The sequence below is a fragment of the Pedobacter ginsengisoli genome, from assembly GCF_002736205.1.
GTDB classification, from domain to species: Bacteria; Bacteroidota; Bacteroidia; order Sphingobacteriales; family Sphingobacteriaceae; genus Pedobacter; species Pedobacter ginsengisoli_A.
This window is the reverse complement of the sequence record NZ_CP024091.1, coordinates 5,255,836-5,281,437: the sequence shown is the minus strand read 5'-3', so window position 1 is coordinate 5,281,437 and position 25,602 is coordinate 5,255,836. Positions and strand designations below refer to the sequence as shown.

25 protein-coding genes are annotated in these 25,602 nt (G+C 36.3%); 13 read left to right on the top strand and 12 right to left on the bottom strand.

Annotation, left to right across the window (positions count from 1 at the left end):
• Window positions 1-64: 64 nt before the first annotated feature.
• The 4 genes from CPT03_RS22420 to ubiE are packed head-to-tail and all read right to left on the bottom strand — an operon-like array spanning window position 65 to window position 2,793.
• Window positions 65-511 carry a GatB/YqeY domain-containing protein gene (locus CPT03_RS22420; protein ID WP_099440899.1) on the bottom strand — a complete coding sequence of 149 codons (447 nt, stop codon included), beginning with the start codon at window positions 509-511 and terminating at the stop codon, window positions 65-67.
• An 18-nt stretch (window positions 512-529) separates the two neighbouring features.
• Window positions 530-1,288, bottom strand: coding sequence for an SDR family NAD(P)-dependent oxidoreductase (locus CPT03_RS22415; RefSeq protein WP_099440898.1), 759 nt, complete (start codon window positions 1,286-1,288; stop codon window positions 530-532).
• Window positions 1,289-1,339: 51 nt separating this feature from the next.
• Window positions 1,340-2,065 carry an outer membrane beta-barrel protein gene (locus tag CPT03_RS22410; RefSeq protein WP_245869922.1) on the bottom strand — a complete coding sequence of 242 codons (726 nt, stop codon included), beginning with the start codon at window positions 2,063-2,065 and terminating at the stop codon, window positions 1,340-1,342.
• Complete coding sequence (gene ubiE / locus CPT03_RS22405) at window positions 2,062-2,793, bottom strand: bifunctional demethylmenaquinone methyltransferase/2-methoxy-6-polyprenyl-1,4-benzoquinol methylase UbiE (protein ID WP_099440897.1); 732 nt, start codon at window positions 2,791-2,793, stop codon at window positions 2,062-2,064. Before ubiE ends, CPT03_RS22410 begins: the two co-directional genes overlap by 4 nt.
• Before the next feature lie 52 nt (window positions 2,794-2,845).
• Here ubiE and yihA point away from each other — a divergent pair, with 52 nt between their 5' ends.
• Genes yihA through CPT03_RS22385 form a run of 4 tightly spaced genes read left to right on the top strand, consistent with a single transcriptional unit; the run spans window position 2,846 to window position 8,080 of the window.
• Window positions 2,846-3,475, top strand: coding sequence for a ribosome biogenesis GTP-binding protein YihA/YsxC (yihA, locus tag CPT03_RS22400; RefSeq protein WP_099440896.1), 630 nt, complete (start codon window positions 2,846-2,848; stop codon window positions 3,473-3,475).
• A gap of 9 nt (window positions 3,476-3,484) precedes the next feature.
• The gene (locus tag CPT03_RS22395; RefSeq protein ID WP_099440895.1) at window positions 3,485-4,351 is read left to right on the top strand and encodes a UbiA-like polyprenyltransferase; all 867 of its coding nucleotides are present in this window, start codon (window positions 3,485-3,487) and stop codon (window positions 4,349-4,351) included.
• Window positions 4,352-4,353: 2 nt separating this feature from the next.
• Entirely contained in the window at window positions 4,354-6,069 is a 1,716-nt protein-coding gene (locus CPT03_RS22390) for a M3 family oligoendopeptidase (protein WP_099440894.1), read from the top strand.
• 55 nt (window positions 6,070-6,124) lie between these two features.
• Window positions 6,125-8,080 carry an amino acid permease gene (locus CPT03_RS22385; RefSeq protein WP_099440893.1) on the top strand — a complete coding sequence of 652 codons (1,956 nt, stop codon included), beginning with the start codon at window positions 6,125-6,127 and terminating at the stop codon, window positions 8,078-8,080.
• 274 nt (window positions 8,081-8,354) lie between these two features.
• Here the strand turns inward: CPT03_RS22385 and CPT03_RS22380 are convergent, their stop codons facing one another.
• Window positions 8,355-10,307, bottom strand: a complete 1,953-nt coding sequence (locus CPT03_RS22380; protein WP_099440892.1) for a KUP/HAK/KT family potassium transporter — start codon at window positions 10,305-10,307, stop codon at window positions 8,355-8,357.
• A 201-nt stretch (window positions 10,308-10,508) separates the two neighbouring features.
• On the opposite strand from CPT03_RS22380, the gene CPT03_RS22375 reads away from it, so the two are divergent.
• The 6 genes from CPT03_RS22375 (at window position 10,509) to bcp (ending at window position 13,917) form a co-directional block, all read left to right on the top strand.
• Complete coding sequence (locus CPT03_RS22375) at window positions 10,509-11,030, top strand: T9SS type A sorting domain-containing protein (protein ID WP_245869921.1); 522 nt, start codon at window positions 10,509-10,511, stop codon at window positions 11,028-11,030.
• 87 nt (window positions 11,031-11,117) lie between these two features.
• Window positions 11,118-11,729 (top strand): fumarylacetoacetate hydrolase family protein, encoded by a 612-nt coding sequence (locus CPT03_RS22370; protein ID WP_099440890.1) that lies wholly within the window; start codon window positions 11,118-11,120, stop codon window positions 11,727-11,729.
• A gap of 5 nt (window positions 11,730-11,734) precedes the next feature.
• On the top strand, window positions 11,735-11,890 hold the full coding sequence (locus CPT03_RS23205; protein WP_245869920.1) for a hypothetical protein: 156 nt from the start codon (window positions 11,735-11,737) through the stop codon (window positions 11,888-11,890).
• Between the two features lie 23 nt (window positions 11,891-11,913).
• On the top strand, window positions 11,914-13,131 hold the full coding sequence (locus CPT03_RS22365) for a M23 family metallopeptidase (protein WP_245869919.1): 1,218 nt from the start codon (window positions 11,914-11,916) through the stop codon (window positions 13,129-13,131).
• 92 nt (window positions 13,132-13,223) lie between these two features.
• Window positions 13,224-13,454, top strand: coding sequence for a hypothetical protein (locus CPT03_RS23200; protein WP_245869918.1), 231 nt, complete (start codon window positions 13,224-13,226; stop codon window positions 13,452-13,454).
• Window positions 13,455-13,458: 4 nt separating this feature from the next.
• Complete coding sequence (gene bcp, locus CPT03_RS22360; RefSeq protein WP_099440889.1) at window positions 13,459-13,917, top strand: thioredoxin-dependent thiol peroxidase; 459 nt, start codon at window positions 13,459-13,461, stop codon at window positions 13,915-13,917.
• On the opposite strand, the gene CPT03_RS22355 is transcribed toward bcp, so the two are convergent.
• The 6 genes from CPT03_RS22355 to CPT03_RS22330 form a co-directional block, all read right to left on the bottom strand.
• Window positions 13,914-15,983, bottom strand: coding sequence for a response regulator (locus CPT03_RS22355; protein WP_099440888.1), 2,070 nt, complete (start codon window positions 15,981-15,983; stop codon window positions 13,914-13,916). The genes bcp and CPT03_RS22355 overlap by 4 nt on opposite strands.
• Before the next feature lie 193 nt (window positions 15,984-16,176).
• Window positions 16,177-17,454, bottom strand: coding sequence for a sugar MFS transporter (locus tag CPT03_RS22350; RefSeq protein WP_099440887.1), 1,278 nt, complete (start codon window positions 17,452-17,454; stop codon window positions 16,177-16,179).
• Window positions 17,455-17,680: 226 nt separating this feature from the next.
• Window positions 17,681-18,439 (bottom strand): DUF4974 domain-containing protein, encoded by a 759-nt coding sequence (locus CPT03_RS22345; RefSeq protein ID WP_099440886.1) that lies wholly within the window; start codon window positions 18,437-18,439, stop codon window positions 17,681-17,683.
• Between the two features lie 61 nt (window positions 18,440-18,500).
• A complete protein-coding gene (locus CPT03_RS22340; RefSeq protein ID WP_099440885.1) occupies window positions 18,501-20,342 on the bottom strand; it encodes an ABC transporter ATP-binding protein in 1,842 nt (613 codons plus the stop codon).
• A 12-nt stretch (window positions 20,343-20,354) separates the two neighbouring features.
• Complete coding sequence (locus CPT03_RS22335) at window positions 20,355-21,062, bottom strand: LytR/AlgR family response regulator transcription factor (protein ID WP_099440884.1); 708 nt, start codon at window positions 21,060-21,062, stop codon at window positions 20,355-20,357.
• A gap of 34 nt (window positions 21,063-21,096) precedes the next feature.
• A complete protein-coding gene (locus CPT03_RS22330; protein ID WP_099440883.1) occupies window positions 21,097-22,224 on the bottom strand; it encodes a sensor histidine kinase in 1,128 nt (375 codons plus the stop codon).
• A 151-nt stretch (window positions 22,225-22,375) separates the two neighbouring features.
• Here CPT03_RS22330 and CPT03_RS22325 point away from each other — a divergent pair, with 151 nt between their 5' ends.
• Window positions 22,376-23,101, top strand: a complete 726-nt coding sequence (locus CPT03_RS22325) for an intradiol ring-cleavage dioxygenase (protein WP_099440882.1) — start codon at window positions 22,376-22,378, stop codon at window positions 23,099-23,101.
• Window positions 23,102-23,103: 2 nt separating this feature from the next.
• A complete protein-coding gene (locus CPT03_RS22320; protein ID WP_099440881.1) occupies window positions 23,104-23,808 on the top strand; it encodes a hypothetical protein in 705 nt (234 codons plus the stop codon).
• Window positions 23,809-23,821: 13 nt separating this feature from the next.
• Here the strand turns inward: CPT03_RS22320 and CPT03_RS22315 are convergent, their stop codons facing one another.
• On the bottom strand, window positions 23,822-24,367 hold the full coding sequence (locus CPT03_RS22315; RefSeq protein ID WP_099440880.1) for an RNA polymerase sigma factor: 546 nt from the start codon (window positions 24,365-24,367) through the stop codon (window positions 23,822-23,824).
• 285 nt (window positions 24,368-24,652) lie between these two features.
• Between CPT03_RS22315 and CPT03_RS22310 the strand changes: the two genes are divergently transcribed.
• Window positions 24,653-25,498: a transketolase gene (locus tag CPT03_RS22310; RefSeq protein ID WP_099440879.1), complete on the top strand. Its 846-nt coding sequence runs from the start codon at window positions 24,653-24,655 to the stop codon at window positions 25,496-25,498.
• The last annotated feature ends 104 nt before the right edge of the window (window positions 25,499-25,602 follow it).

Here is a 25,602-nt window from a genome sequence, read left to right as displayed (position 1 = left end):
TAAATTAATGTAATTTTAAAACATTATTTTAAGAAAAAGGCCTAATCTGTTTAAGCAACACAATTTATGCCAATTGTGTTTTCACAATTTCGGCAATTAATTTACCGTCAGCTTTACCTGCTAACTCCTTGTTTGCCAACCCCATTACCTTTCCCATTTCTTTTACAGAATTAGCTCCTGAATCTTTAATGATTTGTGATATCACAGCTTCAATTTCAGCCCTATCTAATTGTTTAGGCATGAAATTGCTAATTACATCAATTTCCTCTTCTTCAACAATACTCAAATCATCTCTGCCTTGCTGTTTATAAATATCTGCCGATTCCTTACGTTGCTTAATTAGCTTTTGTAAAATCTTCAGCTCAGTTTCTTCTGTAATTTCGTCAGATGATCCCTTTTCAGTTTTCGCCAATAACAAAGCTGCCTTTATTGCTCTTAAACCCCTAAGCCTTGCTTGGTCTTTTGCAAGCATTGCTTGTTTTATTTCCTGATCTATTGTATTAGCTATCATATATTTTCTATTAGTACTCTATTTTCTGTTAATTATAGTGCCTGTTGCCTGAGCGGTTGGCATTATTAGCATATCATTTATATTTACATGAGCAGGTCTGCTTACAGCGAACCATATTGCTTCGGCAATATCATTTGCAACAAGGGGTTCCAATCCATCATAAACCTTTTTTGCTCTTCCTTCATCTCCTTTAAACCTAACTTTGGAAAATTCTGTTTCAACCATCCCCGGATTTATTGCAGTCACTTTTATGCCATGGGGCAATAAGTCAATCCTCATACCTTTGTTTAGCGCATCTACTGCATGTTTAGTCGCACAATACACATTTCCGTTAGGATAAACCTCCTTGCCTGCAATAGAGCCTATATTTATAATATGGCCTGATTTCTGAGCAATCATCCAATTAGAAACAATTCTGGTAGTATACAATAACCCCTTAACATTAGTATCAATCATTGTGTCCCAATCATCAATACTGCCTTTGTCAATAGGATCAAGCCCCTGGCTCAGGCCTGCATTATTAATTAAAACATCTACCTTCTTCCATTGCTGAGTTAAAGTATCTAAACGATAAGACAAATCTTCATTATCTCTTACATCCACTACTATTTTTTTAACTTCAATAGCATATTTATCTTCCAAATGTTTTGATACATCAGTTAAGAGTTGCTCTCTTCTGCCAAGCAAAATTAGGTTATAACCCTGAGCAGCAAATAAATGTGCACAAGCTGCCCCAATACCTGAAGTTGCTCCTGTAATTAATGCAATTTTTGACATTCCTGATTTTATTGATTATTAAGCAAAGCTATAATTTTTTTAGCAGTAGCATCACTCGAAAAATAAACTGAATGTCACATGACGCAACATTAATTTATCTATTGGATAGGAATAACGATTAGGTTCACCCTTTAAAACACTATTAAAAGAATAGGATAACTTAATCTCTGGCGACATTTTGAAATATTCAAAATAAAGGTCAAAACCTAATCCGGCTTCATATGAAAGATAATTGCGCACATTATTCACCATTTTTTCTCCCGGGTCGGTAATATTCGCGTTATTGGTCTTCTTCTTTGATGAGATATCCATTGAATACTTAGCCCCACCTAATATATAAGCTCTAAAATTATTCCTTCTATCAGATTTGAGCTTTAGTCCTAATGGGAATTCTACCAGTGTAGATGATATTTTTCGTTCAACATTATCCTTAGATTCATCATGATGAAAGGTTAGTACCCTATCATTGAATACCAATGTTGGAGTAAACCTTAAATCGGCATTTTCTATCAGCCTTTTATTTACAACAAAGCCAATTCCAAAACCAGGAGAAGAATCTGATGATATTCCTGTTAACCTGGGCGGGTTTGGGTCGTCTGGTAAAGGACCGATGTCTCTCCAATTTCCTTTCTTTAAAATCTTATATTCTGATGAAAGATATTGAAAAGTAAATCCGAAATGGAGATTAGAATCATCTACTCCTCCACCCCAATTTTGAGCTCTGGCCGACATACATGCAAGTAAGCATAAAAGAAGTAAGCCTGATTTTATTTTCATTTGGTCCCTGTATAAATTGCACTTATTCCAAATGTAAGGCGTCTGTCTTTGGTATTTTTAAAACCAACCTTATTCATTAACCTGGTAAACTCCTCCCCATCCGGAAATGCCGCAACAGATTCCGGCAAATAACAATACGCCCTGTTATCTTTAGAAAACATTTTACCAAGCATTGGTGTAATGTGTTTAAAGTAAAAATTATAGCCCTGTTTAATTGGAAATTTTCTCGGCTTAGAAAACTCCAGAATCACAATTTTACCACCAGGCTTTAAAACTCTGTACATATCTGCCAGTCCCTTTTCCAGATTTTCGTAATTTCTTACACCAAAAGCTACCGTAATCGCATCAAAATGATCATCATTAAAATGCAATCCCTCTGAATCTCCGGTCTGAACAGAAAAAACATGCTGTAAATTTCTATCCTGAATCTTTTTGCGGGCAACATCTAGCATACCGTCCGAAATATCTACGCCAATAATTTTCTCAGGCGCCAAAATTTTTATGGCTTCAAAAGCAAAGTCCCCTGTACCTGTTGCTACATCAAGCATAATTCGTGGCTTGATCGATTTAAGCTCTCTTATTGCCTTCTTACGCCATATAATGTCAATACCTAAGGACATAAAATGATTTAAAAAATCATAAGTTCCTGATATATTATTAAACATGTTGGCAACTTGCTCCTTCTTTGTTGCCGTTTCAGATTGGTATGGTGTTATGTTTTCGTTCATGGTACGCAGCAAAGATAAGTATTGTTGAAAACTAATTTTCTACCTTTGTCAAATGATTATAAAATCAGCAACATTTATTTGTAGTAATACAAAGGTTTCAGCACTGCCGGTCGCCAATATGCCGGAGTATGCATTTATCGGTCGTTCAAACGTAGGAAAGTCCTCGTTAATTAATATGCTGGTAAACCAGCATGGATTAGCAAAGACATCTCAAAGACCCGGTAAAACCCAATTAATTAATCATTTTTTGATAAATGAGAAATGGTATATCGTCGATTTACCTGGTTATGGTTACGCTAAAGTATCCAAAAGCAGTCGCGAAAAATGGGAAAAATTTATCCGAAACTACATCACAAAACGTGAAAGTTTACAATGTATTTTTGTATTAATAGACAGCAGACTCGAACCTCAGAAAATAGACCTTGAGTTTTGCTGCTGGCTGGGAGAAATTCAAATTCCTTTTGCACTTGTGTTTACCAAAGCCGACAAACAGAGTGCAGTAAAGACAGATCAAAATGTTTCAGCATTTAAAAAAGCCCTAAAGGGTTGGTTCGAAGAAATTCCTCCATACTTTGTAACCTCATCAGAGAAAAGCATTGGTAGAGACCCGGTTTTGGATTTTATAGAACAGGTAAATCTTGATTTTGTAATGCCTATTTTAACCCCAAAGGAAGATTTTTAATAAAAATTAATGAAAAAGTACTTCTCACTGGTATTATTTGCCCACTCTATTTTCGCTCTCCCTTTCGCATTGATAGGCTTTTTTCTTGGGGTAACCACTACCTCAAATCCATTTAACTGGTTACTTCTGGCACTTGTGTTATTGTGTATGGTTTTTGCACGGAATGCTGCCATGGCTTTTAACAGATATCTTGATAGAAATATAGATGCAAAAAATCCGCGCACTAAAATGCGCGATATCCCAGCTGGTAAAGTATCTGCTAATGAAGCATTAATATTCGTTATTATTAACTGTATTCTTTTCATTACTACTACTGCATTTATCAACAGTCTTTGTTTTTATCTTTCGCCTATAGCCCTCTTTGTTGTATTATTTTACAGCTACACAAAAAGATTTACAGCATTGTGCCATATGGTATTGGGTCTTGGTCTTTCTCTTGCCCCTATTGGCGCATACATTGCCGTAACGGGCACCTTCAATATTGTACCTGTGCTTTATTCATTTGCGGTATTGTTTTGGGTTAGCGGATTTGATATCATATATGCATTACAGGATGAAGATTTTGACCGAAATGAAAAACTTCATTCTATTCCCGCAGCAATGGGAATTAAAAATGCCTTAAATCTTTCTATCGTTTTGCACATTTTTTCTGCACTTTGTGTAATCCTGCCAGCAATGTTCACTACATTCAGCTGGGTCTATTATATTGGTGTGGCATTCTTTTGCTTTATGTTAACCTACCAGCACTTACTTGTAAAACCCAATGACATTAGCAAGGTAAATAAAGCATTCGCCACAACAAATGGCTTTGCATCAGTAATATTTGCTATCTGTTTTTTAATTGATGCTTTCTTAAGAACCCATTTTAATTTATAACTATGATTAACCTTACCATACCTAAAAAGAAAAGAATCTATATCCCTCAAAATCTCGAAATGAAATGGGATAACTTAGAACCTATACTTAACGAGTTACTAGCTCGTACTATAGAGAATGTTAACGATTTAGAACAATGGTTAAAGGATAAAAGTGAACTGGAAGCATCCCTGGAAGAAGATTTCGCATGGCGATATATTAAAATGAGCTGCGATACTGCAAATGAAGCACTGGTAAAAGATTTTCAGTATTTCGCTACAGAAATTGAACCTAAAATTTCACCAATAGCCAACCAGCTTAATCAAAAATTCAATGATAGTCCATTTATTGATGAGTTGAATCAGGATAAATATTTTGTTTACATCAGAGCAATCAGAAAAGCACTGGAAATTTATCGTGAGGAAAACGTTGAGCTTTTAACTAAACTTCAGGTAACCCAGCAAAAGTATCAGGCTATTACCGGTGCCATGAGCGTAATGATCAATGATCAGGAATACACTTTAGAACAGGCTGCCAACTTTATTAAAGATACAGACAGAAATGTAAGGCAGCAGGCCTGGGAAACAATACAACAGCGTAGACTTGTAAATAAAGACGAGCTAAATATTTTATTTGATGAGTTGATAGTTATGCGTCATCAGGTAGCGCTAAATGCAGGCTTCGAAAACTACCGCGATTATATGTTTCAGGCGCTTGGCCGCTTTGACTACACTCCGCAAGATTGCTATCATTTTCATGAAGCTATAGAAAAACAAATTGTTCCTATTTTAAAAGAACAGGCAGAAAAAAGAGCTGAACTACTTGGATTAGATGAATTAAAGCCATGGGACATGGAAGTAAGTACCACGGGAAAACCGGCTTTAAAACCTTTTAAAAATGGAAAAGAGCTAATTGACAAAAGTATTGATTGTTTTAATGCAATTAATCCTCAATTAGGCCAGATGCTTTCTATTATGAAGGCAAATAATCTTTTTGACGTAGAAAGTAGAAAAGGGAAAGCACCAGGAGGTTACAATTATCCTCTTGCAGAAACCGGGGCGCCTTTTATTTTCATGAACTCCGCCAATTCGCTAAGAGACTTAACTACAATGGTCCATGAAGGTGGACATGCTGTACATACCTTCCTAACAGCAGGTTTGGAGTTAAATGATTTTAAACATTGTCCTTCCGAAGTAGCTGAACTTGCTTCTATGAGCATGGAGCTGATCTCTATGGACAACTGGAACATCTATTTTGATAATGAAGAGGATCTGATAAGGGCAAAAAAAGAACAGCTTGCTGACGTGCTGAAAACCTTGCCATGGGTTGCTGTTATTGATCAGTTCCAGCATTGGATTTATACTAACCCAGATCATAATGCAGCTGATAGAGAGGAAGCCTTTAAACAAATATATACACGTTTTGGAAGCGGATTTGCTAATTGGGATGGTCTAGAGCAAGAATTTGGTAATATTTGGCAAAAACAGCTACATCTTTTTGAAGTACCTTTCTATTATATTGAGTATGCGATTGCACAATTAGGAGCAATTGCCATCTGGAAAAATTATAAAGAAAATCCTGTAAAAGCATTAGAGCAATATCTTTCAGCACTATCATTAGGATATACTAAACCTATTAATGAAATTTATGAAACTGCAGGGATTAAATTTGATTTTAGCTTAAAGTATATTGAAGAGCTTGCCTCATTTGTAAAAGATGAATTGCACAAATTAGGTTAAGTTTACAACATTATCTTTAAGTTTGAATCTCAAAACCGGACCTAACTACTAATGTATGTTTGAAAAACTTTTCAGGAAAAAGTCAATAGCCAAAATATTGGAGGATGCAGAAAAAGGTTATGGCGACCATGGAACATCACTTCATAAAACTTTAGGCGTAAGAGACTTAACAGCTTTTGGTATCGCTGCTATTATAGGTGCCGGCATTTTTAGTACAATAGGTAAAGCCAGTGCTGATGGCGGTCCGGCAGTAATTTTCCTGTTTATATTTACTGCCGTTGCGTGTAGTTTTGCTGCTTTTGCTTATGCTGAATTTGCCTCAATGGTTCCTGTATCCGGAAGCGCATATACCTATTCCTATGTTGCTTTTGGCGAGTTGGTTGCATGGATTATTGGCTGGTCCCTTATTATGGAATATGCCATTGGCAATATTACTGTCGCTATATCCTGGTCAGATTATTTTACAGGACTCCTCTCCTCCATACGAATACCTTCACTTGGCATAGACGGCATCCATTTACCTGACTGGATGACTATGGATTATCTGACTGCTTATAATGGGCATAAGCATGCTGAAACACTTATTAACGCAGGAAAAAGTTATGCAAATCTGGACGATGTAACAAGAATAGCAAACAATGCATGGATAACTGCTCCCCAGATTGGAGGCTTTCATATTGTAGCAGATCTCCCTGCACTTGGCATTATAATTTTCATTACCTGGCTAGTATACAGAGGGATGAAAGAATCCAGAAATGCGAGCAATGCAATGGTTATTGTTAAACTTGCTGTTATTTTACTGGTGCTTGCAGTAGGTGTCTTTTATGTTGACACGGCGAACTGGAATCCATTTGCACCCAATGGGGTATCTGGAGTATTAAAGGGTGTATCGGCTGTTTTCTTTGCATACATAGGGTTTGATGCTATTTCTACTACTGCCGAAGAATGTAGAAACCCTCAAAGAGATTTACCAAGAGGAATGATGTGGGCAATTATTATTTGTACCATATTATATGTAGCTATTGCTCTTGTGCTTACTGGCATAGTCAATTTCAAATTACTGGCAGTGGGAGATCCGCTGGCATTTGTATTTGATCAAATCGACTTGAAACTTATGAGTGGAATAATTGCTGTTAGTGCAGTATTTGCAATGGCAAGTGTACTTTTAGTATTTCAAATGGGTCAACCAAGAATATGGATGAGCATGAGCCGGGACGGGTTACTTCCAAAATCCTTTTCCAAAATCCACCCAAAATACCAGACACCTTCTTTTGCGACTATTGTGGTTGGATTTGTGGTGGCTATTCCTTCTCTTTTCATGAATCTTACCATTGTAACAGACCTTTGCTCAATAGGTACATTATTCGCTTTTGTGTTGGTTTGCGCAGGAGTTCTTGTTCTGCAAAACAAGCCGGATATTCAAAGAGGAAAATTTAGAATCCCTTATGTAAACTCTAAATTTATTATTCCTCTCTTGTTTATTGGGACAATATTTTTTGGCTTTAGCTTTTACAAAAAAGAGACTACCGCTTTCATTTTAAATACCCCAAAAATATATGAGCCTGTAAGTTTTATTACTGCTTTAAATGACACTGAATTAAGCATAATTAAAAAAGAAATAGAAATTGCCCAAACCAAAGCTAATCTTATTGAGAAGAATACAGATTCAGAAGCATATTTAAACCAGTTGTCTACTGAGCAGTATGAACAGTTTATAAACAACTCAGAATTAGCACAGGAAAAGAAATATGAAAGTGGTTGGAAACTATTTAAACATAAAATTCCAATGTGGATTTTCTTCTTTATCTGCTTGGTAATTATTTATTACTGTATCACTAAAAACCTTTCTCTTATTCCTGTTTTAGGTTTAATAAGTTGCCTTTATATGATGTGCGAATTAGGCATATCTAATTGGATAGGATTTGGTATATGGTTAATAGTTGGCTTGTTTGTATATTTCTTATATGGCTTTAAGCATAGCAAGCTCAAACTTAAAGAAAACAATATTTAAGTAAAAAAAGCTCTTGATTAGAGCTTTTTTTACTTCCATTCCCGTCTTATCTGTAGAAAATATTGCCCAATTATACAATATTTTCAAAATAAAAAAATTTTTATTAAAAATAATTCCACAATTTGAGAATATATCTCTACATTTATAATAGTAAAAAACAAATGGTACTCAAGGACTTGAGCACGATTTAAATTGCCCTCCTAATTATCCCTATAATTGTCTGGTTGGAAGGCCGACAATAGAGGCTCCTCCCCGGAGCCTTTTTTATGCCCAATTAAACCGGAAGCCTGTTAAGCTCTATGTCATCTGGAGTTACAAAGATCAATGGAACTTTCTCAACATCTACGTAGCTGGAATCCAAACCAAAACTTCGCTCTTCGGATAGGCTCAAACGCTTCAAAATAAAATAATAATCCATTATTGAGCGCTCATAGAAGCTCAGCTTAGAAAATTTCGACAAATGTTTTTCTAATAGTACAAATCTAAAATCGCCTGCAATCTTATGTTTATTTAAAGAAGTGTACTGACTGGTAATATCAACTTCACCATTTTTAACAAGCTCTTCAATCACTTTCCTATATAAAAGATTAACCCTCTGTTCTACCCTAAAACCAAGTTTAAAATCAATACGGATCAGCTTTCCAGGAATCAGAAACTCTACTTTATAATCACGGGTAAACGGTTCATCAACAACATCAACATGTACCAGCCAATATACATCAGCACGCTTGGGTTCCTTTTGAATAATTGAATAGATAATCTTTGATTCAATTTCAGTCTTAAAATTAGCGCTGGTAAGGTATACCAATTGGGATGAATATTTTGGTACAGAAACATCACTGCTTAGCTCACTAATTATCTCAAAATAATCTTCAATCTCAACATATTTAACAAATCTGTTTTTAATTTTTCGGGCAACATACCAACTCCACATTACTGTAAATAAAGCAGACCCAATCATTACCGTTACCCAACCACCATGAAAAAACTTAGCCATATTTCCTATAAGGAAGGTAAGCTCAAGCAAAATATAGATTACTAAGAAAATCCCAATTACATATACAGGCACCTTTTTACGTTTCATATAGGCGGCAATCAATATTGTAGTTGCCAAAAAAGTTAGGTTAATAGCCAAACCATACGCACCCTCCATCGCCCCCGAACTCCTGAATATCAATACAATTCCAATACATCCTGCCCAAAGAATCCAATTTATAGATGGTACATATATCTGTCCTTTTTGATTACTTGGATAGTTGATTCTGACTTTTGGCCAAAGGTTTAATCTTACCGCTTCAGATATTAAAGTAAAAGAACCGGTAATCATTGCCTGACTGGCAATTACAGCAGCACAAGTTGCCAACGCAACCATAAACAACAAATATTCTGAGGGTACTATTTCAAAGAAAGGATTCAATGTGGTGTTATAATTACCATGTTGTAAGACCCAAACACCCTGACCAAGGTAGTTAAGAATCAACATCGTTTTCACGAAAACCCAACTAACCCTGATATTTTTTCTTCCACAATGCCCCATATCAGAGTACAAGGCTTCAGCACCTGTAGTACACAGAAATACACCTCCCAGTATTAACAATGCCATGGGATTTTCTACCAATAACTCATAAGCATAATATGGATTCAAAGCCCTTAAAATACTTAGATCCTGTATTACAAACAATAAGCCTAATAATCCAAGAGTACTAAACCACAAGAACATAACCGGTCCAAATAGCTTCCCTACCAAATCAGTTCCAAATTGCTGGATAATGAATAATGCAGTAATAATTGCCAGAACAATTGGAATTACTGATACTGTGGGGAATTTCAGTTGTAAACCCTCAACAGCTGAGGTAACGGTTATACTTGGCGTAATGATACCATCAGCTAGCAAAGCACAACCTCCTATTATTGCCGGAAGAACAAGCCACTTTGCATTTTTACGAACAAGGGAGTAGAGAGAAAAAATGCCCCCCTCACCTTTATTATCTGCTTTTAAAGTAACCACAACATATTTAACCGTAGTCTGTAGAGTTAATGTCCAGATTATGCAAGACAAGGCTCCGAGAACAAGATTTACATCAACAGATTGCCCTCCATTAACAACCGAATTAAAAATGGCTTTTAAGGTATAAAGAGGCGAAGTTCCAATATCACCATATACGATCCCTAAACTTACAAGTAAACCTCCGGCGGTGAGCGCGCTTAAATTTTTTTGACTCGACACTTATCTAATTTTGATTTGGTGGATAAAATTACAGTTATTACTCATAGTCATCAAGCTTTTTATAATCCCAATATGTGGTCTTAATTCCACACATAAGCTGCTCCAAACGTTAAATCTTGTTAAATATTGTTAAATATTTTTTTATTGAACAAAATGATTGATTTTTTTGTTTTATTATTTATATTTTTGGCAGTACCAAACATGAGCACGAAACACAGAATAGCGCTTCTCTTTAATATCTCTTGCATAATTTGCATGGGTGTTTTTGCCAGCGTTAATGTTTTTGCTCAAAAATCTGACAGCACAACAAACGGCATCAGGGCAAAAAGAATTAACAAAACACCTCAAATTAAGGTCAACATACCAACGTACAAGCCTAAATACAACTTAGGTTTTATACAATACAATGATGTGATCTCTAATACAAAAGTTGTTCCAACCACACAATCTAAACAAGATAAAATCCTAACAGTTTTAAAAGTTTATCCTAATCCGGTTGATGATCAGGTAAATTTAATGCTGAAACTTGATCGTGAATCAAATCTTTCTGTTAAAATTATGGACTTGTTAGGTAATGAAGTTGTAACACTTTCAAATGAGCGTATTTCTTCTGGCGAGCAAACAAAAAGTTATACCATCCCAAACAGACTAAACCCGGGCATCTATTTTCTGAAAATAGTAGCTAGCTCTGAAACAGTTGTAAAACGTATTTCTGTTTTATAGTCTACATTTCTGTCTTCCTAATTGCTTCCTCTTTGCAGAATGTATAATTTAGCAGCAGGTTAGTGTTATTCATAAAACATAATACAAATGAAGATAATTGCTATTGGTCGTAACTACGCCGCACATATTAAAGAACTTAACAATCCAACGCCAGAAAATCCGGTAATATTCCTAAAACCAGATACTGCTGTACTAAAAGACAACAAGCCTTTCTATATCCCGGATTTCTCTTCAGATATTCATTATGAACTTGAAGTTGTATTAAAAATCTCTAAAGAAGGCAAACATATTTCTGAAAAGTTTGCCGCCAATTATTATGAAGAAGTAGGCCTTGGTATCGATTTTACAGCCCGGGACTTACAAACTCTACATAAAGAAAAAGGCTTACCATGGGAATTAGCTAAGGCTTTTGACAATTCAGCTGCCATTAGTACTTTTGTTTCCAAAACCCAATTTAGCGACATACATAACCTCGATTTTGAATTAAAGATTAACAATCAAAACAGGCAAACTGGAAATACAAAAAACATGCTCTTTCCGTTTGAAAGAATAATCGCCTTTGTCTCTAAATATATTACCCTAAAAAAGGGCGACATTATTTTTACCGGCACCCCCGAAGGTGTTGACAAAGTGCTACCCGGAGATAAATTAGAGGCCTGGTTGGCCGGTCAGCAACTACTTAATTTCGACATAAAATAGCTTTAATGATTAGACTGAATTTAACACTAATACTTGTTGCGCTCTCTGTAATATACTCAAAAGGCCAACAGATATTTAGTGGCAATAAGTATCCTCTTGTGGATTTCAGAGCACCTCTTGACATTATGCCCCTGCCCTGGCAGGATCATTTGGAGAACTAAGGGCTAACCACTTTCATTCAGGAATGGACTATCGAACCAATCAGCGTGAGGGATATCCTGTATATGCCATTGCCGATGGCTACGTTTCAAGACTACGGGTACAAAACTCCGGATTTGGCCTTGCCCTTTACATCAATCATCCAAATGGCTATACCTCGGTTTATGGTCATTTGCAGCGCTTCAGCCCAAAAATAGCACAGCAAGTAAAGACGATTCAATACCAAAAGAAAAGTTATGAAATAGACTCATTCCCAAACTCCATGCTTATCCCCGTACGCAAAGGCGATGTTATTGCTTATTCTGGCAATACGGGAAGTTCAGGTGGCCCTCACCTTCACTTCGAGATCAGGGATTCAAAAACAGAGGCAACAATTAACCCTCAGCTATTCGGTCTCGAAATACCAGACAATATCCCTCCTGTACTTTACTCTATGTATGTTTATCGCTTAAATAAAAAACCATTTAACGAATTTACACCTAAGCAGTATTTTCAGATTACTGGTGGACCAGGCAATTATCATCTTAATAAGGTAAATACAATTAATTTAAGTGGTGAAGTTGGTTTTGGTATTGTTGCCACCGACAAACACAATGGCGCTTCGGGAACAAACGGTGTTTATTCTATTCAGCTTGAATTAGACGGAAAGCCTGTTTATACATCAGCTCTCGAAAAATTTCAATTCGAAAATAGCAGAGCCATCAATTCTCACATTGATTATCCAACTTTTCTTAACACCAAAAGAAACATTCAGAAAAGCTTTGTTGATCCAGGCAACCCTTTAAACATTTATAGCAATCTGGTAAACAATGGCCGCATAGAATTTAATGACGGCAAATTACATCAGTTAAAATATATCATTTCAGATGCAACTGGAAATAAAAGTATTTTGTCGTTCAATGTACAAGCCGATGATAAAGCTATAATAAACACACCAGAACCGACTGCAGGCAATTATTACTCATATGACACTCTTAATGAGTTCAACAATGAAGAGGTAAAAGTAATCATTCCAAAAGGCACGCTATATAATGATCTTAACTTCACATATAAGGCCTTACCTAAACCATCAACAAATGCATTTTCTAATATACACCAGATCCATAATCCGCTAACCCCATTACATATAGGTTTTGAAATATGGATTAAGGCAGACAGTTCAATTAATAAATACAAAGAAAAAGCCCTTATTGTCAATACCGGACGTTCGTCTCAGGGGGATACTATGAAAACGGCTATGTAAAAGCCAAACCAAGAACCTTTGGAAGCTATTTTATAGCCATAGATACTATTGCGCCAAGTATAATTCCTATAAATATATCCGATAGGAAAAGTATGGTTGGAATAAGTAAAATTTCATTTAAAATCCGGGATAACCTATCCGGAATCAAGAGTTTTAATGGGTATATTGATGGCAAATGGGTACTAATGGAATTTGACACCAAAACAGCCTCACTTTGGCATACATTTGATGATAGTACAAATCAAGGCAAACATACATTAGAGGTAATTGTTTCAGATATGAAAAACAACATCAAGAATTATTCAATTTCTTTTTATAAATAGCATTATGAGTGAATTAAAAGAAGGCCAAAAGGCCCCTGATTTTACTGCCAGAGACCAGGATGGCAATACAGTATCATTATCGCAATTTCTCGGAAAAAAAGTAGTATTATATTTCTACCCGAAAGACGATACCCCTGGTTGTACAGCAGAAGCATGCGATTTCAGAGACAATTATCAGGGATTAACATCTAAAGGAATTGTTGTATTGGGAGTAAGTATTGATGATGAAAAATCACATCAAAAATTCGTCACCAAGCACAGTCTTCCATTTACGCTTCTTGCCGATACAGACAAACAGATTGTTGAAGCTTATGGAGTTTGGGGAGAGAAAAATATGTACGGAAAGAAATACATGGGAACTAATAGAACCACTTTTCTTATTGATGAAACCGGTTCCATTTTGCATATCATAAAAAAGGTAGACACTAAAAACTCAACGGCACAGGTTTTGGAGTTACTTTAACATTTAACCTGCTTATTCCCAACCAGAAGTTGAATTTTAACATTAAGTTCATCTGGACTAAAAGGCTTTGAAACATAGTCATTCATTCCAATTGCCAGGCACTTCTCCAGCTCCCCTTGTATTGTGTGGGCGGTCATGGCCACAATTGGAATGCTTGCCTTTTCAGGATCCATACGGCGTATGTATTTAGCAGCTTCATAACCATCCATTTCAGGCATTTGCAAGTCCATTAATACAATATCGAAATCCTCATTTTTATATTTTTCTATAGCTATTTTCCCGTTTTGAGCAATTGTTGTTTCATACCCTCTCTTTTGTAACACCTTAATAACCAACAGCTGATTAATTGGGTTATCTTCAACAATAAGTACATTTATTCCCTTTCCTGATTCATTTTCAGGATCAGGTTCTTCACTAATTCCATTCCGCTTTTCAGCATCGCTTATTTTCAGAAAAGGCATTCTGAAATAAAACTCAGATCCCTTATCAGGCGTACTTTCCAGGAATATTTTTCCATTCTGCAGTTCAACCAGTCTTTTCACCATGCTCAACCCTAAACCTACACCTCCGAACTTACGGGAAGTGCTACTTGCCCCCTGTTCAAATAGTTCAAATATTTTTTGTTGTTTTTCTGCGGGAATTCCAATGCCTGTATCCTTTACCCTGAATTCAATCACCACGTTTTCCTTATCCTCGTCTATAATATCTGCTGAAATAACAACCGTTCCATTTTCAGTGAATTTTATTGCATTCGACACCAGGTTTACAAAAATTTGAGAGAGCCTGATAGAATCTCCAATAAAAATATCTGGCACCCTTGCACCAATAGAATAGCTTAAAGCAATTTTTTTTAATTTCGCATTAGATTCCACATAAAGGCAGGCATCCTTAATCACATCCCTAACTTTAAGTGGCTGTTTAATAAAATCAACCTCTCCATTTCCAAGGCCAGAAAAATCAAGGATATCATTTAATATCCTCATTAAATGATCTGCAGATTTTATGATCATCTCAATTGCCTCCAGATGTTCTTTGTCTGTTAAAGATCCTCTGATATAATTCGCAAAGCCTTGAATACCATTCATTGGAGTCCGTATTTCATGGCTCATGTTTATCAGAAAAACATGTTTGGCCCTTTCAGAGGACTGGGCACGCTGACGCTCAGTTACGAGCTTTGCTTCAGTAACTTTTGACTCGACTACTTTATGCTCAAGCGTTGCTATCATTTCATTAAAAGCAGTAGCTACCCTTCCAATTTCATCATTAGCAAAGACTTCAACCCTTGTCTCCAATTCTCCTTTCTTAACCAAGTCTGCTCCATCAACTATAACATCCAAACCTTTCTTAATACTTCTGTTTATAGATATAGCAATTAAAATACTGGTTGTCCCAATTGTTATAGATAATGCCAATACCAGCCTTAACACCATCCCTTCCAACCACCTGGCCCCCTCCCCCAAGGTATACGAAAAATCATCTTCCAGAGTAGTTAGTTCAGTGTTAAGTCTTTCAATTTCGTATAGTAAAACCGTTATCTTTTCCTTATCTATATTTGGAGATTCAATCAGCACATGAAGTCGTTCTCCAATCTCCAGTAGCTCATCTAAAACGGGTTCAGCTTTTTGCCATGCAACAAACGCTTTGTTTAGATAGTAAACCTTACTAAACCTTCTGGTTAGTCCAATCATATTATCTATGTCATCCGGATGATTCCTGCCCTGCAAAAAGCCTTCCCTTACCTTAACCAAATCAGGATTTGACTTTGACATTTCAATTCTGGCGATTTTATCACCAAAAGGAACTTTCAAAAACTCCTTAAACGCCTCATAATTCTTTTCATCATAAGTATAGCCATACTCTCTTAAATTCAAAATTGCATTCTTTTGCGATTTGGACCATAATCCTTCTCCACCCACGTAAGACCTAACTGCCGACAGCGTAGTAATTGAGAACCATAAAGTGCACAACTCTACTATGACCAAAAAAGTTATTATACCAATTGTAAAATATAACTTTCTGGATATAGATATATCATTGAGCTTCTTTCGTAACGAAGAAATAAGCATAACTAGAATTTTTATCAAATGTAAAACCCTATTTTTTTTACATTTTTTCTAAAACTAAACCTTTTAGCGTGAACGGAAACCCTATTTTGCCTGTTCATTTCGTTCAAAAATCTATTCATCTTAAGTATCCAACAAATAAGAAGGGGGCTATCGTTTAACAGCCCCCCTCTTATTTGTTAATAAAATACTAGCATTAAGATCTTATCTTGTGCCCATACGCCGCAAAGAACCATATATACAAATAACAAGGCAACACGCTTACAAAAAAAGCAAGTTGAAAATGCATATGTGCGTAATCTTTAAGATAACCATAAATAAGAGGCCAAATTGCACCCCCGGCTATACCCATAATCATAATTGCAGAACCAGTTTTAGTAAACTTACCTAAATCTTTAATCCCTAAAGGAAAAATAGCCGGCCACATCAATGAGTTTGCAAGACCCAAAAGGCCAACAAAAACTACTGAAACATAACCCGTAGTTGCATAAGCTGCACAAATAAATATGACGCCTAAAATTGCACAAATTTTTAATGCTGCCTGTTGGCTGATATACTTTGGAATAGTAATAATTCCTATCACATAACCTACCAGCATACTTGTTAAAGTAAGTGTTGTAAAGTACTTACTAATGTCTGCACTGATGCCTAAAGCCTTACCATATACACCTATAATATCTCCCGCCATAACCTCTGCAGCTACGTAAACAAAAATACAGAAGGCTCCCAGAAATAAATGAGGGAACTGAAAAATAGAAGTCTTTGTAGACTTAACATCACCTCCTTCAATCACCTCTTCCTTATCAACATCAACCTCAGGTAAATGAGAAAATTTAATAAATAATGCAAAAGCAGTAAATACAATTGCTAAAACAATATAAGGTGTATAAACACGACCTAAAACTTCTGCTAAAAGTGCCTCTTTCTCTGCAACTGTAGTTGCTGCATCATTAATTTTAGCCTCAATACCGGAAGCATTCTTAAGAAACAAAGTACCCATAATAATAGGCACAATAATACCTGCAAATTTATTACATAAACCCATTATACTAATGCGTTTTGCAGCACTTTCTATTGGGCCAATTATACTTATATACGGATTTGAAGCTGTTTGCAGTAACGACAATGCAGCCCCCTGGATAAATATACCGGTAAGGAACAAACCAAAACTTCTTGAACTTGCAGCCGGAATAAAAATTAAAGAACCAAAAGCCAAAATAAGCAAGCCAATAATAATACCATTTCTAAAACCCAGCTTTTTAAGGATCCATGATGATGGTAAGGCCAAAAAGAAATAAGCAATATAAGAAGCGAATGTAACCAGAAAAGCCTCAAAATCAGTCTTTAAACCACAAGCCAGTTTCAGAAAGGGTATTAGTGTACTGTTGGCCCAGGTTACAAAGCCAAAAATGAAAAACAGAGCTCCAATAGTTACAATGGGCGAAATTACAGTCGATTTTGTTTGGTTGGTCATAATTACGTTTAGGTTTTATTATTGCTTTTGCTTTTTTATTTAAAATAATTTGATTTTACTTTCTAAAAATATAAAAATATACCGCAAGTTACTAGGCGGGGGCTATTTTTTAATCCAAAGTATGCTATTTACACTTAATATTTACGCATTTTTTTTGCGCAAACGTTTGTGTATCCTATCAATTACTATATTATTAAGAAATTTTGAAACTGATTTGGTAAACAAATCAATCATGAAGCTGAACAAGCACCTTCCTGCCTTCCACTTTAAACTTAGCAGGTCCGGTTTTTTCTAACTTATTCAGCAAGGAAGTAATGCTGTTAAACCTCAAAGCTGTTCCCGTATATAAGGTCTTGCCAATATTGCCATCTGAATATATTACATCTACATCATACCAATGTGCAATCCTTTGCATAAGGGACTCCAGGGTTTCCTTATTAAAAGTAAATAAGCCTTGCTTCCAGGTTATATATTCTTTTAAACGTACATCATAATTATCGGTAGTCTTTTCATCAGTATTTAAACCCAAAAAATAATTGTGGTCTGTCATCATTTCAGACTTAGCCAAGGCGCTGGTATGAGAATCAGTATTTTCTAATAAATCTTTATTGTTAAGATAAATAAAAAAACCAATGGATAATGCCAGGAAAATAACTGCAGTGGTCCCATATTTTAAGAATTCGTAGTCCACTTTCCTCTCCACCTCAATTTTTGGAGGCACATATACATCACCTTCAGCAGGTATACGTTCACCGTACTTCTCCATAAAATTTGCAAATGCCGCAGGCGCACTTGTAAAACTTCTCATCTCTGCTAACTCAGCTTGTCTATAAGCTGAGTCTGTCAGCCGATCAAATAAAATCTTGTTCGAGTCACTTTCAGAAACCCACATCCTAAGTGTCAATTCATCAATTGCACTAAGCTCGCCTCTAATCTGTTTTCCAATTAGAGCTATTATTATTTTGGTCTGTACTTCTGAGCGCATCCTTTTCGATTGATACTATTATTACGATGCCAATCCCAAATCGTACCAACCTAATAGATTTTTATCTGTACCCCATAGCTTGAAGGTCGAACAGTTCAGCGTACCTTCCCCTTTTCAGAATCAATTCGTCGTGGCTGCCAATCTCTATTAACTGGCCCTTTTCCAGCACAAGTATTCTATCCGCCATACGCACAGTTGAAAAACGATGAGAAATCAATACAGCCGATTTTCCTTTTGTTAATTCAGCAAAACGCTGAAAAACTTCATACTCAGCTCTGGCATCAAGAGCGGCTGTTGGCTCATCAAGAATCAATAGCTGTGCATCCTTCATATAAGCTCTTGCCAAAGCAACTTTTTGCCATTCTCCACCCGATAATTCTACTCCCTGAGAAAAACGTTTACCAAGCATCTGATCATAATGAAAAGGCAGTTTCTCTGCAAGCGTGTCAGCTAAGCTTTGTCTTGCTGAACTTTCTATCAATGCGCGGTTATCCTGCTCCTGAATATTTCCAACTGCAATATTTTGTGCAAAGGTCATTTGATAGCGTAGATAATCTTGAAAAATAATGCCAACATTCAATCGCAATTCATCAAGGTCATATTCTTTCAAATCAATCCCATCAAGCAATATTCTACCCTCTGTAGGGTCGTAAAGTCTTGCAAGCAGCTTAACCAAAGTTGTCTTCCCTGAGCCGTTTTCTCCTACCAAAGCCAGCTTCTCGCCAGGGTGGAGTGTAAAACTCAAATGCCGATTAGCCCAACGCTCTGAATGTGCATATTGAAACCCCACATCCTCAAAAGTAAAACCCTGTTTAATGGGATTTGGAAAAGGTTTTGCATTTGACATTTTTCGAATTTTAGGCTCAATTTCAAAGAACTCAAAAAAATCACTAAGATAAATTGCACCTTGCGAAACGGCAGTGAAACGCAAAAGCACCCCCTCTATTAAGCCCCGCATCTGCCGGAATGAGCCCGCCAGAAATGTAAGTTCACCAATAGTAATGCTACCCTTAATTGTTCTGTAAATAATATACACATAAGCTAAGTAATAACCCGCACTACCTAAAAAGGCAAAGAAAGTACCCCAAACCGAACGCTGCAATGACAACCGCTTATTCTCAGTATAAAATCTTTTTGAAAGTTCTTTAAAACGGTTAATGATAAAAGTTGAAAGATTAAATACCTTAACTTCTTTTGCTGTTTCATCACTTGCTCCAAGATAACGAACATAGTCTAGCTCTCTCCGTTCCGGAGTTCTCCTTCTAGAAAGTGCATAACTCTGATCATTAAAATAAGATTCACCCAAAAATGCAGGAAGAATAGTTACCAACAGTACCACAATGAGCCATGGGTTAAAGGCTAACAGGCCAACTGCAAGAAACCCCATCGTAATTAAGTCTTGGATCTGGCTCATTACCTGCGATAATAATACAGTCCGTCCAACCGTTTGCTGTCTGGCTCGTTCTAGCTTATCATAAAATACAGAATCTTCGAACTGATCCAAATCTAAAGTCGCCGCATGTTTCATAATCCTTACCGAAGTATAGTTAGAAAACAAGTCGCCCAGCAAGCCATCCATTAAATTAATAGCCCTACTTAAAATATCTGTTAATATGGCTAATCCAAATTCAAGAGCCACCAGTTTCCATAGGTAATCCTGAGAATGAGTTGTTCCATTATTGCTTAAAAGCACTACCTCATCAATAATATGTTTGCCTACCCATAAAATAGCAAGTGGCATAACTGATCTGGCAATCCTCAATGCAAAATTCCCAACTGTCATCCATTTACTGGTTTGCCATACAAGTTTAAAAAACTCGGGCAAATTCCTGAACGCTGCAATTCGTTCTTTAAATGTTAAAGATTTTATACTTAAATCTGCAGTTGCTTTTTTATGCTCCAAACCAACAGTCTCTTATAATGTTTTAATTCCAAGCCATTGCTTAACCTGTTCTGCATAGCTTTCTCCAATTGGCAGTACAACAGTACTCAACTGTATTTTTTTATTCTGAACTGATCTGACCTTAAATACTGGGACAATGTAACTTCTGTGAATTCTTTTGAACTGCTGTTCTGGAAGTACCTCGAGTATCTTTTTTAATGACATTAATGTTAGAACAGGCTTATCGTTCGTTAAATGAATTTTTATGTAATCCTCCATACTCTCAATGTATTCAACTTCTTTAAGTACAATCTTAATCATTCTATATTCAGAATGTACATAAATAAAAGATTCTTCCTGGGTCGAATAAACATTCTCTCTATACCTCTTAAGGTCAATAGCCTTATAAACTGCCTTCGAGAACCGATCAAAATCAATTGGCTTTAATAAATAATCAACCGCCTCCAGTTCAAAACCATCATAAGCAAATTGTTTATGCGCTGTAGTAAATATTATCATCGGTCTTTCTTTCAATGCCTTGGCTAAATCCAAACCCGAAATGTCAGGCATATTAATATCCAGAAAAATCAAATCCGGGTGCTTACGACTAAGGAATTCAATGCCAGAAATTGCATCTTCAAAAGTTCCAACTAATTTCACTTCAGGCATACGTGTAACATAAGAACGCACCAGTTCTAAAGCCAAAGGCTCATCGTCAATTGCTACACATGTTAAAGACATACTTAATATTTAGCACTAAATATATAGATATCGATTAAGAAAAAAGAACCAGATTTACACTAAAAACTTCCCTCTTATCATCAATATTTAGTTGGTACCTACCCGCGTATAAATGATCCAAACGCTGTCTGGTATTCTTAATTCCAACTCCCGATCTATCATTATTCTGTTTACTATCAAAAATTCTATTTTCTGATCTGAATGCAATCTTATCCTCAAATATTTCTATACTAATAGAAATTGGAGCCTCAACATGGTTACTTAATCCATACTTAAAAACATTTTCAATGAAAGTCATTAAAACAAGTGGAGAAATAAGATGTCCAGAAGAATTGCCGGTAACATTATAATTCAAGCTCACTTTTTTCCCTAACCTCAACCTTTGAAGATCAATAAAATCACGGATACAATCCAGCTCACCCTGTAGGGGAACATAGTTCTCCTGAGCCTCATCCGTAACATATCGCATAATATTTGATAACTTCATTATGCTATCGGCAGCATTTTCACTTCCAGTTACACACAGGGTATAAATGTTATTAAGTGTATTATACAAAAAATGAGGATTGATCTGAGCTTTTAAAAAAGAAAGCTCTGCGTTAGCCCTGTCAGCTTCGGCAAGGATGGCTCTTTTCTCAGTAAGTTGCAGCTCTTTGATAGAGCTTAAAGCTGTTCCCATCCCCATTACCATAGCAAAGATAAAAAAACTAAGTATATCAAACTTAAAAGGCTTATCTCTGGGCGGATGAGTCCGCTCATCCATCTTAAACTCTCCTCTTGGAAACTCAGTCATTGGTCGTGGTGGTCTTGGCCTTTCGTTTTGCTTACCCTCTTGCATCATTCTGTCAAATGGCTTAATAAACATCACAACAACAAGTAATAGAATTACAAGAAACGAATAGATTGTATATTTTCTTTTCACATAAAACCTTGGAAACAAATAATAAGCATTGATGTAAAAAATAAACATATACACCAAAGGATATTGAAGATATGGCCATGATAACTCTCCCATCCAATTACCATGAAAATTCCCCCCCTGGCTAAAAAACAACAGAGGGAAACTAATGAACAGCAACCAGGCTACCGCATGTATAATGATGGTTGATATCTGAAAACGAATCATATACAAATCAACATCTTTTATCTTTAATAATATCATTGTATCCGCAAACCTTTCAATTTTATCGATGGATATAATAAATCTTCTTATTCATCGACAGAAAACCCCTGTTTATCGTTACTTCATTAATTGACCAAAATATCCTATGCAGATTTGTCTTAACTAAAATTAATTAATAAACATAAATGCTATGGAAAGAAAACAATTTTTAAGGAGCCTGATGGTAGGAATTATCTCTACACCGATTCTGTGGGAGGCTTGTAAAAAAGATAGTCTGGATGCTGCAAGCAGCGAAGCGGTAACAGATTCAGGTTCCGGAACCAGTAGTAGTACCTGTACTGCTGCCCCAACAGAAACCGAAGGGCCCTTTCCTACAAAAACCCCATCGGGGTATGTTAGAAGCGACATTACTGATGGCCGCAGCGGATATAAATTAACAGCTAAAATTACCATCGCAAATTCAAATAAAGATTGCATCCCAATTGAAGGCGCTATGGTTGATATCTGGCATTGCGATGCAGAGGGTAATTATTCTGAGTATGGTGGTTCAGGCATGCAGTCTACCAATTATCAGTCTGTCCATTTCTTAAGAGGTCGACAAATCACAGATGCAAATGGCCTGGTTACCTTTACAAGCATTTTCCCTGGTTGGTACAATGGCCGTGCAACGCACATACATGTTCATGTTTACAATGCGGCCGGCAATTCTTTAAAAGTAACACAAATTGCTTTCCCTGAAGGTGCAGGTACAGCAGTGGCCATAGTTAACGGGTACAAAAAGGGAATGTCTGGTTATACTTATAATGCAAAAGATAATGTCTTTAGCGATGACACAACCAATTCAGAGGTTGCAACAGTTACAGGTAGCATAGCCGATGGATTTAACCTTACTATGAAAATTAACGTACCGGCTTAGTTATGGAGCAAGGAAAAATCTTTTTAAGCGAACAGCGTGGAATTGAGGAATCAGAAATATCTAAAACCACAATGACATTTAATAGCAATGCCTATTTTGATGAACACAAGGAGCCATTTAGAAATCTAACCGCTCTGAATGATCAATTATTGGTGCCTAGGGGCAAACTTGAAGTCTCCGTTAAGGAGGCTTCACATTTACTGTTAATACCCATTACTGGTGATCTTTTCTATCAGGGAGAAAACAAAGACACCAAAGAAGTAAACATTGGTGAAGTCAAAATAAATAGTTTTGTTGCCGGGAGCAAATTTAATATCCATAATCCTTACGGATGGGATTTCATTAATTTTCTTCAAATCTGGATCAAGGATGAATCTATAGTCCAAAATCAATCATTAAAACCCGCTGCGTTTAATATGAATGAAAATTTTAATCATCTTATCCCCATATTGCCAACTATAACAGCTTCGCAAAAAGCCCTTCCATTTGCATTAAGCATCGGTCAGTTTGGTGGCCGATCAGAAACAATCTACAACCTAAAAGATAAAAAGAACGCTTTCTTCACATTCATTATAGCCGGAGCATTCGAAATTAATGGCCGATTAATGCATCCTAGAGATGGGTTGGCCTTATGGGATATAAATTCAATTGAAATAGAAGCATTGAGCCCCGAGGCTACCTTACTTTGCCTGGAGCTATTTGCCTAGTAAAAACATTAAGCTAACCTGCCCTAAGTATGGAAACACCTCTGGTTTTCTGATTTTTAACTGTCTGAACAGAAAGGCCAAGTTTTTCTGCTATCTCTTCATTACGAAGCCCATCAATATAGCTCATCGAAACTATTCTGCTACATTGCTCCGGAAGGCTTTTAATTTCAAGATAAATTTCTCTAAGAACTTCGGCCCTGATCATTTCATAAATAAAGTCGGGTTCCTGATCTCCAACCTTCATTGCAAAGTTCAATTGCCTTTCTTTTGCATGAATATTTTTACTCAAGTGGTCCATGCAGGTACGCTTGGTTACCATATATAAATACGACCTTAAATGTTCTGAACAACTAATTTGATGATTACAATTCCAAAGCTTTTCAAAAACCTCTTCAACAATATCTTCAGCTTCCTGTGCATCAAACACATATTTGTTAGCGAAATAGCATAATGAAGAAAAATACTGCTTAAATACATGCCCAAAAGCCCGCTCATCACCCTCTCCGAGTTTTACGAAAAGATCTGATTCACTCCAATATTTTAATTGGTTGGTTTGCATCTATTTCTTTGTTTGGTAAAGAACCACCATAAATATAAACAAATATCTTCTAAATGTTAAATAATTATTTTTCAATTGTCGGCATAGTTGAATATTCTCACCTTTCAGTTTAGACCAATCAAATTTATCCTACCATTACACTATGTCTTTTAATACTCCTTTTTATTATAAAGTGACCACTTTTTAAAATATAAGCGGTATTATTGGGATATTTATTTTAAATACGCGCATAAATGCATGCGCAGTTTTAGCTAAGTTTGTCATATTAATCAACAACCCCAATTAATGAAACATACAATAAATGAATTAGAAGATATTGCTTCTCAAGTAAGAAGGGATATTGTTAGAATGGTACATGCCTGCCAGTCTGGTCACCCAGGTGGATCATTAGGCTGTGCAGATTTCTTTACTGCACTGTATTTTGAGGTAATGAACTACTCTACTGATTTTACAATGGATGGAAAAGGTGAAGATTTATTTTTCCTTTCCAACGGTCACATCTCACCGGTTTTTTATAGTGTTCTGGCTAGAGCAGGATACTTTGACGTTAAAGAACTGGCTACTTTCAGAAAATTAAATTCAAGGCTACAAGGTCACCCAACAACACATGAAGGACTTCCAGGCGTTAGAATTGCCTCTGGATCTTTAGGTCAGGGAATGTCTGTTGCCATTGGTGCTGCCCTTGCTAAGAAATTAAATAAAGACCACTCGGTGGTATTTTCATTACATGGTGATGGTGAACTGCAGGAAGGTCAAAATTGGGAAGCCATCATGTATGCTCCTTTTAACAAAGTAGATAACCTGATTGCTTCAGTTGATTATAACGGACAACAAATTGATGGCCCAACTGAAAAAGTATTATCATTAGAAAATCTACAAGCCAAATTTGAGGCTTTTGGATGGCATGTAATCAACTCAGATGGCAACGATATGGATTCAATTGTTAAAGCTTTGCATTATGCTAAATCACTTTTAGGAAAAGGTAGGCCAATTTTGAACTTAATGAGTACTCAAATGGGTGCTGGTGTTGATTTCATGATGGGATCGCACAAATGGCACGGAGTTGCGCCAAATGATGAGCAACTTGCTACCGCTCTTGCTCAATTGCCAAGTACCTTAAAAGATTATTAAGAATGAAAACCTGCGTAGCAAGCTTGAACACTATTAATTAAAAATAGAAAACTCGTGAAAACCTGCGCAGCAAGCTTGAACACAGTTAAACAAAAATAGAAAAC

Excerpts from the sequence above, each read along its gene's own strand:
- CPT03_RS22420 (WP_099440899.1), bottom strand. The coding sequence starts at position 511 with ATGATAGCTAATACAATAGATCAGGAAATAAAACAAGCAATGCTTGCA.
- CPT03_RS22415 (WP_099440898.1), bottom strand. The coding sequence starts at position 1,288 with ATGTCAAAAATTGCATTAATTACAGGAGCAACTTCAGGTATTGGGGCA.
- CPT03_RS22410 (WP_245869922.1), bottom strand. The coding sequence starts at position 2,065 with ATGAAAATAAAATCAGGCTTACTTCTTTTATGCTTACTTGCATGTATG.
- ubiE (WP_099440897.1), bottom strand. The coding sequence starts at position 2,793 with ATGAACGAAAACATAACACCATACCAATCTGAAACGGCAACAAAGAAG.
- yihA (WP_099440896.1), top strand. The coding sequence starts at position 2,846 with ATGATTATAAAATCAGCAACATTTATTTGTAGTAATACAAAGGTTTCA.
- CPT03_RS22395 (WP_099440895.1), top strand. The coding sequence starts at position 3,485 with ATGAAAAAGTACTTCTCACTGGTATTATTTGCCCACTCTATTTTCGCT.
- CPT03_RS22390 (WP_099440894.1), top strand. The coding sequence starts at position 4,354 with ATGATTAACCTTACCATACCTAAAAAGAAAAGAATCTATATCCCTCAA.
- CPT03_RS22385 (WP_099440893.1), top strand. The coding sequence starts at position 6,125 with ATGTTTGAAAAACTTTTCAGGAAAAAGTCAATAGCCAAAATATTGGAG.
- CPT03_RS22375 (WP_245869921.1), top strand. The coding sequence starts at position 10,509 with ATGAGCACGAAACACAGAATAGCGCTTCTCTTTAATATCTCTTGCATA.
- CPT03_RS22370 (WP_099440890.1), top strand. The coding sequence starts at position 11,118 with ATGAAGATAATTGCTATTGGTCGTAACTACGCCGCACATATTAAAGAA.
- CPT03_RS23205 (WP_245869920.1), top strand. The coding sequence starts at position 11,735 with ATGATTAGACTGAATTTAACACTAATACTTGTTGCGCTCTCTGTAATA.
- CPT03_RS22365 (WP_245869919.1), top strand. The coding sequence starts at position 11,914 with ATGGACTATCGAACCAATCAGCGTGAGGGATATCCTGTATATGCCATT.
- CPT03_RS23200 (WP_245869918.1), top strand. The coding sequence starts at position 13,224 with ATGGTTGGAATAAGTAAAATTTCATTTAAAATCCGGGATAACCTATCC.
- bcp (WP_099440889.1), top strand. The coding sequence starts at position 13,459 with ATGAGTGAATTAAAAGAAGGCCAAAAGGCCCCTGATTTTACTGCCAGA.
- CPT03_RS22355 (WP_099440888.1), bottom strand. The coding sequence starts at position 15,983 with ATGCTTATTTCTTCGTTACGAAAGAAGCTCAATGATATATCTATATCC.
- CPT03_RS22350 (WP_099440887.1), bottom strand. The coding sequence starts at position 17,454 with ATGACCAACCAAACAAAATCGACTGTAATTTCGCCCATTGTAACTATT.
- CPT03_RS22345 (WP_099440886.1), bottom strand. The coding sequence starts at position 18,439 with ATGCGCTCAGAAGTACAGACCAAAATAATAATAGCTCTAATTGGAAAA.
- CPT03_RS22335 (WP_099440884.1), bottom strand. The coding sequence starts at position 21,062 with ATGTCTTTAACATGTGTAGCAATTGACGATGAGCCTTTGGCTTTAGAA.
- CPT03_RS22330 (WP_099440883.1), bottom strand. The coding sequence starts at position 22,224 with ATGATATTATTAAAGATAAAAGATGTTGATTTGTATATGATTCGTTTT.
- CPT03_RS22325 (WP_099440882.1), top strand. The coding sequence starts at position 22,376 with ATGGAAAGAAAACAATTTTTAAGGAGCCTGATGGTAGGAATTATCTCT.
- CPT03_RS22320 (WP_099440881.1), top strand. The coding sequence starts at position 23,104 with ATGGAGCAAGGAAAAATCTTTTTAAGCGAACAGCGTGGAATTGAGGAA.
- CPT03_RS22315 (WP_099440880.1), bottom strand. The coding sequence starts at position 24,367 with ATGCAAACCAACCAATTAAAATATTGGAGTGAATCAGATCTTTTCGTA.
- CPT03_RS22310 (WP_099440879.1), top strand. The coding sequence starts at position 24,653 with ATGAAACATACAATAAATGAATTAGAAGATATTGCTTCTCAAGTAAGA.